Genomic DNA, 14998 nt, shown 5'->3' on the forward strand with positions numbered 1-14998 from the left:
AGCCCGCGTCTACAAATAAGCGTTATCACGGAACCACTGGATAGTCCGCGTCAGCGTCTCATCCACCATCGTTTGCGCAATAAAACCCAGCTCAGCCTGGGCCTTGCGACCATCGAGATACTGCCCGCCAGCCATCACCGCCAGAGCCGTGTCATCCAAGCGCGGCAGCTGACCAGTCAAGCGATAACGCCAGCGGCCCAGCATGGCGATCGCCCTGGCCGCGCCCAAAGGCAATGGCCGCGGTGCTGCAACCCCAAGGCGTGCAGCGATCCGCGCCGTCAGCTCGCCGAGCTCGATGTTCTGCCCGGTCAGCAGGTAGCGCTCGCCCACCCGCCCCTTCTGCAGCGCCAGCACCAGGCCCTGGCCCGCCTCGGCGGCATCGATCAGGTTGCGTTTACCCGGCACATAGTGGCTCATCGCGCCACTGGCGATGGCCGTGATCAGCCGCCCGGTGCTCGGGCCGACATCGAACTCACCGAGAGTCATGGCAGGAATCCCGATCACCACCGGCAAGCCGTTGCGCGCCTGTTCGCGGGCCTGCTCGTCGAGCGCCCATTTGCACAACAGGTAAGGGTTACGCAGGCGCGGCATGCCCTCGTAAAACAGCCCCTCATGCCCCGGCAAGCCTTGCGGATGCCGCGGCAAGGCAATGGCGGCGCCGACATAGACAATCCGCGGCACCCGCGCCGCCAAACAGGCCGCGTAGAAATGATTGGTCTGATTCAGCGCACTGGCCACATCCTCCTGCCAACGACGCGGTCTGCTCGGGTAATAACCCGCGCAGAAAATCACCCCATCCACGCCAGCCAACGCACGACTGAGCGCGGGATGATCGAGTAATTCTGCCGGGCGGCATTCAGGTTCGAGATAGCTCAAACGCTCGACCCGTGAGGACGGCCGGTGGATCAGCACCAACTGATGACCGGCGGCTCGTATGGCACGGGCCGTATGGTGGCCGAGTAAGCCGGTAGCTCCAAGAACGGCAATTTTCACAGCGACTCCTTCGCCAGGCAGGACGGTGGGCGCCGCGGCTTCAGCACGCGGCGCCAAGGCTTAACGCGCGCCTTTCGCCTGTTGATACAGCGGCATCACTTTCGGGATGGCCGCTTGCAGCGCAGCAGTCCGGCTGCCAGAGGACGGGTGGGTGCTCATGAACTCCGGCGGCGCGCCTTCGCTGGCCTGGCTCATCTTGTCCCACAGGCTGATCGCCGCATTCGGGTCGTAACCGGCGCGTGCCGCCAGCTCCAGACCGATCAAGTCCGCCTCATTCTCATTCCCCCGGCTGTTGGGCAGAGTCATGCTGTACTGCACCACGGTATCGGCCAGCGCCAGGCTGTCCTGCCCCAGACCGAGCAACGCGCCGGCGCCCTGTTTGGCCATCTCGATGCCATAGGCCTTGGACATCGCCTCGCGGCCATGTTCGCGCAGTGCGTGGGCGATCTCATGGCCCATCACCGCGGCGATTTCGTCATCAGTCAGATCCAGCTTCTCGATCAAGCCGCTATACATGATGATTTTGCCGCCTGGGCCGCAATTGGCGTTCAGCTCCGGGCTGTCGATCAGGTTGACCTCCCACTGCCACTGCGCGGAATCCGGACGGAACATCGGCGCCTGGGCAATCAACCGCTTAGCGATGGTGTCGATGCGTTTGGCGTTAGCGCTGCTCTTATCCAGCACGCCCTTGCCGGAAGCTTCCGAAAGCGTCTGTTGATAAGACTGTGCATACATCTGATTGACCTGTTGGGTCGACAGCATGCTGAACATGTACTGCTTGCGCTCGACCCCAACGGCGCCGCCGCTGGTGGTGTCGACGGCTTGGCATCCTGCCAGCAGCAAAGCTGTGATCAGACCGGTAACACGAAACAACGAGGCCATGAAGGTTCTCCAGTTAAACAAGGGTCGTATGCTAGGCCGCGCGCCATTGCCGGGCAACTGCGCCGCATGCCCGAACTGCGCGGCTTTTATTTGACCGAGCAATTAAGGATTTTGCTTAACCCGGCCGATAACTTTGGATAGGCATAAATCGAGTGTTCGGAGTCCCGATGAAGTTCAAGTCCATCCAGTTTTCGGTCGTCGCCCTAGCCGGCGCCAGCGTCTTGGCCGTGGTGGTCGCCCTGATGCTCTACGCGTTGTACTCCGGTGCACGCACGCAGCAGTTGGTCCAGGAGCGCACCCAGGCGCAACTCGAAGAGGTCATCCAGCAACGCCTGACCGCTCTGGCGCAGGCCCAAGTTCGGCAGATCCAGCGTGAGCTGGAGTATCCGCTGACCGTGGCGCGCAGCCTGGCACAGACCAACATGTTGCTCGGCGCCAGCGATGCCGCCGGCAACGCCCAGCTCAGCATCAGCCGTGAAGAGCTGTCGAACCTGGTACGCCAGACCGTCGTGCAAAATCCTAAGTTGCTCGACGCCTTCATTGGCTGGGAAAAGAACGCCTTCGACAACAATGACGATCTTTACGCCGGGCAGACGGAAAACGGCTACGACGCCAGCGGCCGTTTTATGCCCTGGTGGTATCGCAAGGCGGACGGCAGCCTGATGGTCGAAGCCCTCGGCCCGAACATTGAAGGCGAGAAACTGCTGCCCACCGGTGTGCGCGAAGGCGAGTACTACCTGTGTACGAAAGAGCGCAAGCAAGCCTGCATCGTCGATCCGGCGCCGTATGAGATGAACGGCAAGATGGTGATGATGTCCTCGTTCAACGCGCCGATCATGGTCAAGGATCAGTTTCGCGGCGTCGTCGGTGTCGACCTGTCACTCGAATTCATCCAGGAGTTCCTGAGCCACGCGGACAAACAGCTCTACGACGGAGCCGGCGAGCTGGCGCTGATCTCCAGCAACGGCCGTCTGGCGGCCTACACCAAAGACTCCAGCAAGCTTGGTGCTGCGGCCGAAACGGTGCTCGGTGCCCGCGACATGAGCGCACTGAAGAACCTACAAGTCGACCAGCCGCTCTACCAGCTAGATGAGGAGCACGGTCAGATCGAACTGTTCCTGCCCTTCAGGGTTTCTGACACCGACACGCGCTGGACGCTGCTGTTGCAACTGCCCCAGCAGGTCGTCTTTGCCGAGCTGCAAAAACTCCAGGAAGATCTCAAAACCCAGCGCGATGAAGACATTCTCGGCATGGCGCTGGTTGGCTTGCTGATCGCCGGCATCGGTCTGCTGGTGATCTGGTTCGTTGGCTATGGTATTGCCCGCCCGCTAAAACAGATGGTTGCCATGCTCGACGACATCGCCAAGGGCGAAGGCGACCTGACCCGCCGCCTGAGCACCGATCGAGTTGACGAACTAGGCTCCATCGCCAGTGGTTTCAACACCTTCCTCAGCAAGCTGCAGTCGATGATCAGCCAGGTCGTCGTCTCAGTGCAGAAGGTCAGCGACTCCTCCGAGCACACCGCCGACATCGCCATCCGCACCAATCAAGGCGTGCAGACCCAACTGACTGAGATCGACTTGGTCGCCACGGCCATGCATGAAATGACCGCCACCGCTCAGGACGTGGCACGCAATGCCACCCTGGCCGCGGAAGCGGCGCATCACGCCGATCAGGCCGCCAATCAGGGCAAGCGCATCGTGCAAAACACCGCAAACTCCATCGCCACGCTGGCCACGGAGATTGGTCGAGCGGTTGGCGTGGTGCAGACCCTGGCCAAGGACAGCGAGAACATCAACGCCATCCTCACCGCCATTCGCGGTATTGCCGAGCAGACCAACCTGCTTGCCCTCAACGCCGCCATCGAAGCCGCACGGGCCGGAGAGCAAGGCCGCGGCTTTGCCGTAGTGGCCGATGAAGTGCGCAACCTGGCGCAGAAAACCCAGCAGGCCACCGAAGAAATTCAGACCATGATCCAGCAACTGCAACACGGCACCCGGGAAGTGGTGAAGGTCATGGAGGACAGCCAGACGAAGACCGATGACAGCGTGCAGCATGCCGCCGAGGCGGCCACGGCACTGGAATCGATCACCCAGGCGGTGTCGGTGATCAACGACATGAACACCCAGATCGCCAGCGCTGCCGAGGAGCAAAGCGCGGTCGCCGAGGACATCAACCGCAACGTCACCAATATCGGCCAGGTCGCCGGCGAAGTAGCCGGTGGCGCCGATGAAGCGAGCCAAGCCAGCGCCGAGCTGACCAAACTGGCCGAGCAGCAACGCAGACTGATCAACCAGTTCAAGGTCTGAACCAGCTCTGTAGGCTGGGTAGAGCGTAGCGACAAACGGCAGGGAAGCCGTTTTGCACAGCTTTAGCTGCCCGCAGGGTGAGGTGCATGGATGCACCTCATGAAACCCAGCGCCTCAACCGGTAGACCAGCCTGCTGGGTTTTGTCCTGTGGACTCTACCCAGCCTACGATCTGCCTTTCATTCCTCTCACCGCCCCGGGGCGAGGGACAGTGGGCGGGTCAATACGGTATTCCGACGCTTGAGCCCTACGCTGGGGTCAGGCACTCCGGCCCATCCAGCTTCGGATCATTCACCAAGTTGGCCAACGCCCGTTCGCGCAGCGCCGGCTGCGCCTGGCACAGCAGCGCCTGTAAGGCCGGCAGCGGTGTATCGGCCGCCAACCAGAGTTCCTGCCCCGCGGCATCGAGAATCAACGGTCGACGTTGACTGGCGGCGGGTTGAGTCACCACAGCGACGCTCAAATAAGTGTGTCCATCGACCGGATAAGCTTCCCAGACGGCCGCGAAGTACAACGGCGACGTCTCGCTGGTGAGCCAGTAGGGCCGTTTACGGGTGGTGCCACGCCATTCGTAAAAGCCATTGGCCGGCAGCAGACCGCGGCGCACGCGAAAAGCCTCACGGAACATCGGTTGCTCGGCCAGGGTTTCCGCCCGTGCCTGTGCGGGTGTCTTCGACAGATCAGTCAACCATGGCGGAGTCAGCCCCCAACGCGCCCGTGCGGCGTGGCGTTCGCCCGCCACATTGCGCAGCAGCAACACCGAAGTGTTCGGCGCAATATTCCAGGCGGCACGCTGATCCGCGGGAAAACCAGGGGTGGCCGCTAACGCAGGCGTCCAGCGGAACAGGGCATAACGTCCACACATCAGGCGGCAAGACTCATCAAATAAGAGGGGCTCAGCAGAGCAGAATGCCGGAGAAGCTGTCCGGCTCATCGCCCGGCAGCGGCTGCGCGGCATTGTACGCGGCGATCAAACCACGTGCGTGCTCGGCCTGGTCATTTTCCACCAGCAGCCCGAGCAAGCCGCTGACCGGCAGCTCACCCACGGCCCCCAGCAGATGGCCGCCGGTGAGATGGGCCGCCACTCCCTCACTGGCCAGCATGCCCAGCAGCATTTCAGCCTCCAGCAGATCCAGCGGCTCGTAAATGCGCTGCATCAGTCGTTCTCCGTGCGCACATCCAGGGTCCAGTCGACCCCATCGGTACGCAAATCGAAAATAATCGGCCGACAACACACCGGGCAGTCCTCGATGTACTCCTGATCGCCGCCCGACAGATCCAGCATCGCCTCTGCCGGCTCACCGCAATATGGGCACTGATAGTCCTGAGTCTCAAGCATCGCGGCCTCCGCTGTGACTTGTAGGTATAATCGCCGGTCTATTGCAGACCCCTCCTGTAGGAGGTATTTCCCAACCGCAGCCGTTTCCATAACAAGAGAGCATGATGGGCGAATTCGATGCCATCCGACCGTACGCCGACGCTGAAGTCCCTGCCGTTCTGGCGCGCCTATTGGCGGATAAGGCTTTTCTCGAGATCCTCACGCACTTTCGCTTCCCGCGTTTGGCCCGCCACTTCGGCTGGCTGCTTAAACCTCTTATAGCTCATCGCCTGCGCCAAGAGTTCGCCGGAGTCGCTTCTGTCGCGGCGCTGCAGGACAAGGTCGCGCACTACGTCGACCGCACCATCGAGCACGCCACCGACGGCGTCACCTATTCCGGTGTCGAGCAACTCAAGAGTGGTAGCGCCTATCTGTTTCTCGCCAACCATCGCGACATCGTCATGGACCCGGCCTTCGTCAATTACGCGGTATACCACGCCGGCCTGCCCACGCCGCGCATCGCAATCGGCGACAACCTGCTGCAAAAACCTTTCGTCAGCGATCTGATGCGTCTGAACAAAAGCTTTATCGTGCACCGTTCATTGAGCGGGCGGCGTGAGAAGCTGGCGGCCTATCAACTGCTCTCGGCATATATCAACCACTCGATCCGCCACGATTGCGAGTCGATCTGGATTGCCCAGGCTGAAGGCCGCGCCAAGGACGGCGATGACCGCACCGATTCGGCGATCCTGAAAATGTTCCACATGAGCCGCAAGAGCGAGCCCTTCGCCGCGGTCATTCAGGAACTGAACCTGACCCCCGTGTCGATCAGCTACGAATACGACCCCTGCGACCAGGCCAAGGCCCGCGAGCTGTATATCCGCGCGACGGCAGGCAGCTACGAGAAAGTTGCCGGCGAGGACGACCAGAGCATCGCCCTCGGCATCACCGGCTACAAAGGCCGTGTCCATGTGAATTTCGGCGCGCCGATCAAAGCAGCGTTCGAAGACACCAAGCAGCTTGCCATGGAGATGGATCGCCAGATTCTCGGCGGTTATCGGCTGTTCCCGGTGCATTACCTGGCCTATGCGCTATGGACCGAACGTGACCCGGCCTTGAGCGTGCCGAGCGCCGCAGAGCTGTTCCCGGCCGCCGAGCTGGCCGCCGCCCAGGCCGAATGGCAGAAACGCCTGGACGCCTGCCCGGTTGAGCAACGGCCTTATCTGGTCCTGCAGTATGCCAATCCCGTGCGCAATCAATACCGCATCAAGGCCGGCCTGCCGCTCTAAGCCTTCAGCCAACAAAAACGGCGGCCCCTGTGACAGGGTGCCGCCGTTTTTGTTTCTGTCATCGACCGACTTAGAACCGAGTACTGAACCAGGACACCCACAACGCAGCCGCCAGACAAGCGAAGCCGAAACCGTTGAAAAACCGATTCAGGCGCAGGGTCGGTTCATCCAGCAACGATGCTTCTTCACCCCGCTCGTCCAGCTCGCTGTCCGCCGCCAGCTGCGCCACGGCCCGCCGCTCACGCAAGCGGGTAGCTATCAACAGCCAACTGCCGGCAACGGCAAAGAACAGCGCCAAACCGTTTATCAATTGGGCTGGATGGGCAAGCCCTAGGGATAACAACGCCTGCAGCGACATCGATTACCTCTGCGTCAGGTGGCACGTGGCGAATAGCGCAATGCCCTAGAAAAACCCGAGCAACCCCGACATGGGTTCGCTACGGCGGCGGATTCTACCTAAGCCATCGAATCCTGCGCGGCGTTTCCGACGAATACCCGAGCGCCTCACCGTCGCGCTGGGGCACAGGCGAGCAAGACGTCGAATTCGATGCTTAGCGTCACGATATCGTCAAACGACTAGGCCAATCTGACACACCCACACCTCATCAGGAGCCCAGCATGCTGCATGCCCAGAATCAGGATCAGCTCTACCACATCAGCCCCAGCGACGAGCAGGAAGCGCTGATCGACGGCCTCGCCTTCAACGTGCAGGATCGCCACTGGTTGGTCTATTGCGCCCTCGGCGGCCACGAACATTACGACCTACCAGAGATTGACCAACACACAGGCCTGAGCCTGCCGCAGCTGTATAGCGAAGCGGCCTGAGCAAGCGACAAACGTTGCACACAACAAAAAGCCCGGTCTAGACCGGGCTTTTTCATTACCGCAAGAGGCTTACTGCGCGAGCATTTGGCCAATCGTCGGATCTTTGAAGGTGCGCGTCAGCGCATCGCTGAGCACATCACTCACCAGCTTGGTGTTGGTCTGCTGGTTCGGCGCCATGCCGAAACGCTGATCCAGCGAAGAGCCATAGCGACCGCTGTAGCGGCGTGTGGCGTTCTGCACATCGGCGCGGAAGGTCGCGCTGATGGTTGCCTCAGTTACGTACAGGCCTTCTTTCGGTGACTGGTACTTCAGCTCAGCCAGGGTAATGGTCAACTGTGGCGCGTTATAGGCGTTCGCCGACGGGGTGAAACCGAGCAACCGCACTGCCGCTTCGGCCTGTGCTTGCAGCTTGGGCACGATATCCGCGGCAGCGACGCTGATTGCGCTAGTTTCCGGATACAAACCACCGCGGGTACCCAACGTCGGCGACGGCCGACCATCGACCACGCGCACCACGACCGGCTGACCTTGGCCAACCGCCGTCAGCGGCGCGATCAGTTTCGGTTGCGGGCTGAGTTGTTGTGGGCTGTGGGCACAGCCGACCAGAGTCAGGCTGGTAACAGCGATCAGACCAAGCAACAGGCGATGCAGCATGCTCATCTCTCCAGAGGGGGGGGTGGAACGCCCGATTGGGCCGCTTAAAGTGGCCGGCAGTATAACCAGCGCCGTCACGCGCTAACAGGGCTGCAAGCTCTGACACGGCGCGGTCTCGGCGGTTCCTGGCCGGCCTGCTCGGGCCGAGGCTCAGAAGAATGCTCGGCAGCGCTACCGCGCTAGGCTACTGGCGGATGCTGAGGCCCTCCTCACCACGACCACCGCCACGCTGCCGCGGCCGCATAAATCCCTGCAAGCCAAGCCCGGAGCTCACCAGTCGTCACGCACTCAGCCCGTCGCTAGCCGTTGGCGGCCTGACCGACGGAAGAAGAAAAGTCACGTTAAAAAAGCGACTTTGCCGATTTCGCCGTTATAATCGCGCCCCGATTATAAGGACGTCTCCTGATCGGGCCTCGCAGTTACTCTGATGTGCTCAGCATCAGCCCGCACCGCCCCAGAGAGTCGCCCCCTTCGTGTTGCCTTTTCCGGCTCCGCCTGTCACGCAAAACGTCTGGCAACTCTGCAGCGTATTGCCCATCAGGTATTAGCAGCGCGCCGGTGGCACATGAGCTTTTGAGGTTCACGACTCCAAAAGAGCGTGAAAAAACGGTTTTCACTACTTCACAAGAGTGTGGCGAGCAAATGGCGCAAAACGATTACGAGGCTGTCGATGTGGTGCTGGTTGGAGCCGGCATCATGAGTGCGACACTGGCCGTGCTGTTGAAAGAGCTCGACCCCAGCATCAAGCTGGAAGTCGTTGAGTTGCAAGATTCGGGGGCTATCGAGAGCTCCAACCCTTGGAACAACGCCGGTACCGGGCATGCCGGGCTGTGCGAGCTGAACTACACGCCGGAAGCCGCGGACGGCTCCATCGACATCAAGAAGGCAGTCAGCATCAACACCCAGTTCGAGGTGTCGAAGCAGTTCTGGACCTATCTGATCGAGCAAGGCACCTTCGGCTCGCCGAAAACCTTCATCAACCCGATACCGCATCTGAGCTTCGTGCAAGGCGACGAGGGCATCGCCTTCCTCAAGACGCGTTTCGCGGCGATGATCAAGCACCATGCCTTCGCCGACATGGAGTACACGGAAGACAAGACCACAATGGCCGAGTGGATGCCGTTGATGATGCCCGGCCGCCCAGCCGATGAGCCGGTTGCGGCCACCCGCGTTCTCGCTGGAACCGACGTCAACTTTGGCGCCCTGACCACGCAACTGCTCAGGTATCTGGCCAACAAGTCGGACTGCCAGGTCAAATACAACAAGAAAGTCACTGGCCTGCAGCGCACCGACAGTGGTTGGCGCGTCAGCATCAAGGACACTCAGAGCGGCAACCTGCGTGAAGTGAATTCGCGCTTCGTCTTCCTCGGCGCAGGCGGCGGTGCCCTGCCGCTGCTGCAGATGTCCGGCATTCCAGAAGGCAAAGGCTTTGGTGGCTTCCCGGTCAGTGGCCAGTGGCTGCGTTGCGATGATCCAGAAGTCGTCAAACAACATGAGGCCAAGGTTTACAGCCAGGCTGCGGTTGGCTCGCCGCCGATGTCGGTACCGCATCTGGATACCCGTGTGGTGGATGGCAAGAAGTCCCTGCTGTTCGGGCCGTATGCCGGTTTCAGCACCAAATTCCTCAAGCACGGCTCTTTCCTCGATCTGCCGCTGTCGATTCGCCCAAGCAATATCGGCCCGATGCTGGCAGTGGCTCGTGACAATTTCGACCTGACCCGTTATCTGGTCGGCGAAGTGATGCAGTCCAACGAGCAACGCCTGGACGCGCTACGGCGCTTCTATCCGCAGGCCAACGCTGCCGACTGGCGCCTGGAAGTCGCCGGGCAACGCGTACAGATCATCAAGAAAGACCCGAAAAAGGGTGGGATCCTGCAGTTCGGCACCGAACTGGTCGCCGCCGAGGACGGCAGCATCGCCGCCCTGCTCGGCGCCTCGCCAGGTGCCTCGGTGACGGTGTCGATCATGCTGGAACTGATCGAACGCTGCTTTCCTGAGCAGGTGCGCTCTGCGGAATGGGCGGGCAAGCTGAAGAAAATGTTCCCGGCCCGGGAGAAGGTGCTGGAAGCCGATGCCGCGCTGTACCGTGAAGTCAGCGCGCGCAGTGATGAGCACCTGGAACTGACGGTGAAGAGCAGCGTTCCAGAGGCTAGCCTCTGAGCTCGCTCAGCACTCTAGCCAGCCTCTCCAGCTAGGCTCTCTAGCTAAATAGAAACCGCCCCTCGGGGCGGTTTTTTTGCGCCTGCGGTTAGGGCAACGAAGTGCCTGGGTCGGCCGCCTCGCAATTAACCATCCAGCCCACGCCGAAGCGATCGGTGAGCATGCCGAAAGCCGATGCCCAAAAGGTTTTCTGCAACGGCATGCTGACCTGGCCGCCCTCAGCCAGGGCAGCAAAAGCCTGCTCGGCCTGCTCCAGGCTATTGGTGCTGATCGACAGATTGAAACCGTTGAACGCCTGGACGCCTGAGCACATTCCGTCCGACGCCATCACCTGGCTGCCGCCAATCTGCAGATTGGCGTGCATCACTTTGTCCGGGTCCACCTGTGGCCCGCCCCCTTGCTCCGGCGCATCCTTGTAGCGCAAGAGTAAAGTGACTTTCGCGCCCAGCGCCTGGGTATAGAACTGCAAGGCCTCATCACACCGGCCGTTGAAGAACAGATAGGGTTCGATTCGCATGCTTGCCTCCGAAGCAAATGGCTGTTGCTGGAAGGCTCAGTGTAGAAAAGCGCAGCACACCGCGAAGACAAAAAAGCCCGCTGTTTGACGAGCGGGCTTTTTGCGCCAGATCGATCAGCCGCGGGCGGCTTTGATCGCCTCGATGTAGGGCTCAGCCTGGCGCTGATCCTGAATCAGCGCGATAAAGTCCTGGCCCTGCGCATTCTTGGCATTCAGGTCGTAGCCGGCCGCCACGAAGAAACCAATAAAACGTTCGAAATCGTCGATACGCAGGCCGCGGTACGCCTTGACCAGCTTGTGCAGGGACGCAGGCGTGTCGTCGCCCGGCTCCACGTCGAGGAACAGCTTGATCGGCTCATCACCAATCTCTTCGCCAATCACCTGCTTCTTGTCTTTACGCATCGTTCACTTCTCTTGACGTAGTGGGGACCAGACATCGCCGGGCCGGCAGTTTACCCCTGCCATGCCCTGGCGCTCAACGCGCGCGCTGCGCGCCGGTATGCAGGTCGGCCCAGACGTGCCCATTCGAATAGCTGAGGAACTGGCAATACACCGTGCCGGTGCGCAACAAATCGAGCAACACGCTGTACTGTGCCAATGGGTAGTTCAGGCTGAGCACGCGGGTTTTCGCGTCGTAACTGGGCTTTTTCAGGCTTTTGCCCTCAGCCTCGAAGTGAATCAGCACCTGGCTGACATTCGCCCCCTGACTGAGGGGCTTGCCTTTCAAACGCAGCAACACCGGTGAGGTAATCGGAATCGGCTGCTGGCTGGACTCCCGCTGGCTGCCGACCACCACGGCGTATTCGGTGATTTGAATCAGCTGTTGTTGCTCGGGCTGCTCCTGACGCAAGGCGAGATCATCCGGTGGCAGGAACTGAGCGTGCAACGGTGGCGCGGCGGTGGCAGACAGTGGCAGGCTGCAGGCCAACAGCAACCACGCAATGCAACGGATACGGACAAGCATCGGTAACTCCGGGAAAAATCAGCGAGCCACTCTAGCATGCGACTTTACAGCTCCGACAGACGACTTAGGTCAGCCCCGTCAAGAGCCTGCGCCCCTATACTCCTGGCAATTCCCGCGGAGCCCATATGGCATTTTCCTTACCCCCGCTGTTCGCTGCCTGGCGTCAGGCCCGGCGCGCCGGTTACTCATGGAAGGCCCTACGCGGCGACCTCAGCGCCGGGGTAACGGTCGGAATCATCGCCATCCCGCTGGCCCATGGCCCTGGCGATTGCCGTCGGCGTGGCGCCGCAGCACGGGCTGTATACGGTGCTGATCGCCGCGCCCTTGATCGCGCTCACCGGCGGCTCGCGCTTCAATGTCTCCGGACCGACAGCTGCCTTCGTGGTGATCCTGCTACCGATCACGCAACAGTTCGGGCTTGGCGGCTTGCTCCTCTGCACGCTACTGGCCGGGCTGATCATGGTTGCCATGGGCTTGGTGCGGGCCGGCCGAGTGATTCAGTACATCCCCTACCCCGTGACGCTGGGTTTTACCGCCGGCATCGGCATCGTCATCGCCACCTTGCAGCTGAAGGATCTATTTGGCCTCAGCCTGAGCAGCCAACCGCAGAACTATGTGGAGCAACTCGGTCTACTGGTGCGGGCGCTACCCAGTATCCAGTTCGGCGATACCCTGGTCGCGCTAGCCTGCTTGGTGGTGCTGATCCTCTGGCCGCGCTGGGTGCCCAAGGTACCCGGGCATCTCGTGGCCTTGGCCGCCGGTGCCTTGCTGGGGGTGGCGCTGGAGCGTTTTGGCGTGCAGGTAGCGACGCTCGGCGAACGCTTCAGCTACCTGCTGGACGGCATCCGGCATCCTGGTATCCCACCGTTTCTGCCGAGTTTGGCCTGGCCCTGGCAACTGCCCGGGGCGGATGGCGCGCCGTTGCCACTGTCGTTCGAGCTGATCCGCCAACTACTCGCCCCGGCGTTTGCCATCGCCATGCTCGGCGCCATCGAATCACTGCTCTGCGCGGTGGTCGCTGACGGCATGACCGGTAGCAAGCACGACCCGAATGCCGAGCTGATCGGCCAGGGCCTGGGCAATCTAGTCGCGCCGCTGTTTGGCGGGATCACCGCCACCGCCGCGATCGCCCGCAGCGCCGCCAATGTACGCGCCGGGGCCTTCTCTCCACTGGCAGCGATCATTCATGCCAGCGTGGTACTTGTCGCCATCCTGCTGCTAGCGCCCTTATTCAGCTACCTGCCGATGGCGGCGCTGGCCGCATTGCTGCTGATCGTCGCGTGGAACATGAGTGAGCCCAGACATGTCTTGCATGTCCTGCGCATTGCCCCGCGCAGCGACGTGCTGGTGCTGCTGACCTGCGTGATTCTCACCGTCTTGTTCGACATGGTGCTGGCGGTGGGTGTCGGTCTGCTGCTCGCGGCCGGGCTATTCATCAAGCGCATGAGCGATCTGACCGACACCGAGCCCTTGCCCAAGCATTTCCATCAAGCACTGCACGATCTGCCAGAGCACATCTTGGCCTACGCCATTCGTGGCCCGTTGTTCTTCGGCGCCGCTGAAAAAGCGCTAAACGTGCTGCGCCGCTTTACCCCTGGGGTGCGGGTGGTGATCGTCGAAATGAGCGCGGTGCCGATGCTGGACATGACCGCCCTGGCCGCGCTGGACAATGTGCTGCGTGATTATCGCCACCAAGGTATCGGCCTGGTGCTGGTCGGCACTTCGCCGCGGGTGCGCTTGAAATTACGCCGCGCGGGGATACACCGCGTCCAGGGGCAGTTGGCGTATGTGCAGGATCTGCAGCAGGCGCGGGAGAAAGCGCTGCGTTGGTTGGCAGAAGGGTCATCTGACGGAGCGCGCCCTGCTCGCGATCAGGTTTAAGCTCGGCACACAATCATTCGCGAACAGAGCCCGCGCCTACAGGTCAGCAGTGGCCCACCGATAAGGGCATCGGCAGTGCCACAGGAAACTGACTTAATCGTCGAACTGCGCACGCATCCAGGCCTGGTAGTCGGCAACCCCGACCTCGCCCTCGCGTGGTGCCCATTCTGCCTGCTCCCCGGCGCCAACCGCCTTATACGGGCCGGCCTTGCATTCAAACAGCAGGCTGTCGTCCTCGAGCACCACCAAGGCATGGAACACCCCGGGCGGCAGGTCCACGCCCACGCAGTCGCCCCCCGCCTCCAGCACACGCTTGGCCAGCACCTCGCCGCTGTCGCTGAAGATCAACAGCCCCAGACGCCCCTTGAGCACCAGCAAGGCTTCGGCTTTATCGGCCGAGAGATGGCGATGCGGCGGAATATAGGTGTGTGACTGCAAGCCGATCGCCATGCGATGGCAGGGTTCTTCCATCTGATGGAAGTTATGGTGCTGACGGCCACGGGGGTTGGCCGCGGCTTTCTCCGCCAGTTCGGTGAACAGCTCCCGGTCGATAAAGCGTGGCTCAGTCATGCTTTACAGGCCTTTTACTGCATAGATGCCTGGGGCATTGCGCCAGTAGCCCTTGTAGTCCATGCCGTAACCGAAGATGTAACGGTCGACACAAGGCAGACCGACATAGTTGGCTTTCAGGTCCGGGCGCGCTTTGCGGTCGTGGGTTTTGTCGATCAGCACGGCAATATGCACGCTGGAGGCACCGGCGTGGCGGCAAAAATCGACGATCGCGCCGAGGGTGTGCCCTTCATCGAGAATGTCGTCGATGATCAGTACATCGCGGTCGATAAAGGAGACTTCCGGCTTGGCCTTCCAGAACAGATCGCCGCCGCGGGTTTCATTGTGATAACGAGTCGCGTGCAGGTAGGACAGTTCCAGCGGGAAATTCAGCTTCGGCAACAGTTTGCCGGAGAAGATCAGGCCTCCGTTCATCACGCAGAACACCACCGGATTGCGCTCAGCCAGTTCAGCGTTGATCGACACGGCCACGCTATCGATCGCGGCTTCTACTTCAGTTTCGTTGTACAGGCAGTCGGCTTGCGCCATGACTTGACGAATGTGCGCGAGATCGACGGACATGTGCGCTCCAAGTAGGGAGGTTCGAAGAAAAGCCGGCAAAGGTACGCATCCGTCCCGATCTGAGCAAGCCTTTATG

General features: G+C 61.3%; 16 protein-coding genes and 1 pseudogene. 5 read left to right on the plus strand and 12 right to left on the minus strand.

Features of this window, described 5'->3' with window-relative positions; translation table 11 throughout:
- Positions 1 to 9 precede the first annotated feature (9 nt).
- Both D3879_RS20585 and D3879_RS20590 read right to left on the minus strand, forming a co-directional pair.
- Positions 10 to 993, minus strand: coding sequence for an NAD-dependent epimerase/dehydratase family protein (locus D3879_RS20585; protein WP_119956092.1), 984 nt, complete (start codon positions 991 to 993; stop codon positions 10 to 12).
- 60 nt (positions 994 to 1053) lie between these two features.
- On the minus strand, positions 1054 to 1875 hold the full coding sequence (locus D3879_RS20590) for a M48 family metallopeptidase (RefSeq protein WP_119956093.1): 822 nt from the start codon (positions 1873 to 1875) through the stop codon (positions 1054 to 1056).
- A 167-nt stretch (positions 1876 to 2042) separates the two neighbouring features.
- Between D3879_RS20590 and D3879_RS20595 the strand changes: the two genes are divergently transcribed.
- Positions 2043 to 4184 (plus strand): methyl-accepting chemotaxis protein, encoded by a 2142-nt coding sequence (locus tag D3879_RS20595; protein ID WP_119956094.1) that lies wholly within the window; start codon positions 2043 to 2045, stop codon positions 4182 to 4184.
- A 246-nt stretch (positions 4185 to 4430) separates the two neighbouring features.
- On the opposite strand, the gene D3879_RS20600 is transcribed toward D3879_RS20595, so the two are convergent.
- From D3879_RS20600 to D3879_RS20610, 3 genes are read right to left on the minus strand one after another with little or no spacing between them, the layout of a single operon-like run.
- Positions 4431 to 5048: an SOS response-associated peptidase gene (locus D3879_RS20600; RefSeq protein WP_119956095.1), complete on the minus strand. Its 618-nt coding sequence runs from the start codon at positions 5046 to 5048 to the stop codon at positions 4431 to 4433.
- Positions 5049 to 5079: 31 nt separating this feature from the next.
- Positions 5080 to 5340, minus strand: a complete 261-nt coding sequence (locus D3879_RS20605) for a putative signal transducing protein (RefSeq protein ID WP_119956096.1) — start codon at positions 5338 to 5340, stop codon at positions 5080 to 5082.
- Complete coding sequence (locus tag D3879_RS20610) at positions 5340 to 5522, minus strand: CPXCG motif-containing cysteine-rich protein (RefSeq protein ID WP_119956372.1); 183 nt, start codon at positions 5520 to 5522, stop codon at positions 5340 to 5342. Before D3879_RS20610 ends, D3879_RS20605 begins: the two co-directional genes overlap by 1 nt.
- A 101-nt stretch (positions 5523 to 5623) precedes the next feature.
- On the opposite strand from D3879_RS20610, the gene D3879_RS20615 reads away from it, so the two are divergent.
- On the plus strand, positions 5624 to 6790 hold the full coding sequence (locus D3879_RS20615) for a 1-acyl-sn-glycerol-3-phosphate acyltransferase (protein ID WP_119956097.1): 1167 nt from the start codon (positions 5624 to 5626) through the stop codon (positions 6788 to 6790).
- 70 nt (positions 6791 to 6860) lie between these two features.
- On the opposite strand, the gene D3879_RS20620 is transcribed toward D3879_RS20615, so the two are convergent.
- On the minus strand, positions 6861 to 7148 hold the full coding sequence (locus D3879_RS20620; RefSeq protein WP_119956098.1) for a hypothetical protein: 288 nt from the start codon (positions 7146 to 7148) through the stop codon (positions 6861 to 6863).
- Positions 7149 to 7408: 260 nt separating this feature from the next.
- Here D3879_RS20620 and D3879_RS20625 point away from each other — a divergent pair, with 260 nt between their 5' ends.
- Entirely contained in the window at positions 7409 to 7615 is a 207-nt protein-coding gene (locus D3879_RS20625; RefSeq protein WP_119956099.1) for a hypothetical protein, read from the plus strand.
- Positions 7616 to 7684: 69 nt separating this feature from the next.
- Here D3879_RS20625 and D3879_RS20630 read toward each other — a convergent pair whose 3' ends face one another.
- On the minus strand, positions 7685 to 8269 hold the full coding sequence (locus D3879_RS20630; protein WP_119956100.1) for a YajG family lipoprotein: 585 nt from the start codon (positions 8267 to 8269) through the stop codon (positions 7685 to 7687).
- Positions 8270 to 8842: 573 nt separating this feature from the next.
- Between D3879_RS20630 and mqo the strand changes: the two genes are divergently transcribed.
- On the plus strand, positions 8843 to 10429 hold the full coding sequence (gene mqo / locus D3879_RS20635) for a malate dehydrogenase (quinone) (RefSeq protein ID WP_420800946.1): 1587 nt from the start codon (positions 8843 to 8845) through the stop codon (positions 10427 to 10429).
- 88 nt (positions 10430 to 10517) lie between these two features.
- Here mqo and D3879_RS20640 read toward each other — a convergent pair whose 3' ends face one another.
- The 3 genes from D3879_RS20640 to D3879_RS20650 all read right to left on the minus strand — a co-directional run bounded on the left by D3879_RS20640 (position 10518) and on the right by D3879_RS20650 (position 11910).
- Positions 10518 to 10946 (minus strand): VOC family protein, encoded by a 429-nt coding sequence (locus D3879_RS20640; protein WP_119956102.1) that lies wholly within the window; start codon positions 10944 to 10946, stop codon positions 10518 to 10520.
- A 114-nt stretch (positions 10947 to 11060) separates the two neighbouring features.
- Positions 11061 to 11348: a PA4642 family protein gene (locus D3879_RS20645; protein ID WP_119956103.1), complete on the minus strand. Its 288-nt coding sequence runs from the start codon at positions 11346 to 11348 to the stop codon at positions 11061 to 11063.
- A gap of 73 nt (positions 11349 to 11421) precedes the next feature.
- Positions 11422 to 11910, minus strand: coding sequence for a hypothetical protein (locus tag D3879_RS20650; protein WP_119956104.1), 489 nt, complete (start codon positions 11908 to 11910; stop codon positions 11422 to 11424).
- Between the two features lie 125 nt (positions 11911 to 12035).
- Here D3879_RS20650 and dauA point away from each other — a divergent pair.
- A pseudogene (gene dauA / locus D3879_RS20655) lies at positions 12036 to 13791 on the plus strand (C4-dicarboxylic acid transporter DauA).
- Positions 13792 to 13884: 93 nt separating this feature from the next.
- Here dauA and D3879_RS20660 read toward each other — a convergent pair.
- Both D3879_RS20660 and D3879_RS20665 read right to left on the minus strand, forming a co-directional pair.
- Positions 13885 to 14361, minus strand: a complete 477-nt coding sequence (locus D3879_RS20660; protein ID WP_119956105.1) for a WbuC family cupin fold metalloprotein — start codon at positions 14359 to 14361, stop codon at positions 13885 to 13887.
- A gap of 3 nt (positions 14362 to 14364) precedes the next feature.
- Entirely contained in the window at positions 14365 to 14922 is a 558-nt protein-coding gene (locus tag D3879_RS20665; protein WP_119956106.1) for a hypoxanthine-guanine phosphoribosyltransferase, read from the minus strand.
- Between the last annotated feature and the right edge of the window lie 76 nt (positions 14923 to 14998).

This window comes from Pseudomonas cavernicola (assembly GCF_003596405.1).
GTDB lineage: Bacteria > Pseudomonadota > Gammaproteobacteria > Pseudomonadales > Pseudomonadaceae > Aquipseudomonas > Aquipseudomonas cavernicola.

Coding starts and splice junctions, on each gene's coding strand:
- D3879_RS20590 (WP_119956093.1), bottom strand. CDS start 1,875: ATGGCCTCGTTGTTTCGTGTTACCGGTCTGATCACAGCTTTGCTGCTG.
- D3879_RS20595 (WP_119956094.1), top strand. CDS start 2,043: ATGAAGTTCAAGTCCATCCAGTTTTCGGTCGTCGCCCTAGCCGGCGCC.
- D3879_RS20610 (WP_119956372.1), bottom strand. CDS start 5,522: ATGCTTGAGACTCAGGACTATCAGTGCCCATATTGCGGTGAGCCGGCA.
- D3879_RS20600 (WP_119956095.1), bottom strand. CDS start 5,048: ATGTGTGGACGTTATGCCCTGTTCCGCTGGACGCCTGCGTTAGCGGCC.
- D3879_RS20630 (WP_119956100.1), bottom strand. CDS start 8,269: ATGCTGCATCGCCTGTTGCTTGGTCTGATCGCTGTTACCAGCCTGACT.
- D3879_RS20620 (WP_119956098.1), bottom strand. CDS start 7,148: ATGTCGCTGCAGGCGTTGTTATCCCTAGGGCTTGCCCATCCAGCCCAA.
- D3879_RS20640 (WP_119956102.1), bottom strand. CDS start 10,946: ATGCGAATCGAACCCTATCTGTTCTTCAACGGCCGGTGTGATGAGGCC.
- D3879_RS20660 (WP_119956105.1), bottom strand. CDS start 14,361: ATGACTGAGCCACGCTTTATCGACCGGGAGCTGTTCACCGAACTGGCG.
- D3879_RS20650 (WP_119956104.1), bottom strand. CDS start 11,910: ATGCTTGTCCGTATCCGTTGCATTGCGTGGTTGCTGTTGGCCTGCAGC.
- D3879_RS20605 (WP_119956096.1), bottom strand. CDS start 5,340: ATGCAGCGCATTTACGAGCCGCTGGATCTGCTGGAGGCTGAAATGCTG.
- D3879_RS20625 (WP_119956099.1), top strand. CDS start 7,409: ATGCTGCATGCCCAGAATCAGGATCAGCTCTACCACATCAGCCCCAGC.
- D3879_RS20615 (WP_119956097.1), top strand. CDS start 5,624: ATGATGGGCGAATTCGATGCCATCCGACCGTACGCCGACGCTGAAGTC.
- D3879_RS20665 (WP_119956106.1), bottom strand. CDS start 14,922: ATGTCCGTCGATCTCGCGCACATTCGTCAAGTCATGGCGCAAGCCGAC.
- D3879_RS20645 (WP_119956103.1), bottom strand. CDS start 11,348: ATGCGTAAAGACAAGAAGCAGGTGATTGGCGAAGAGATTGGTGATGAG.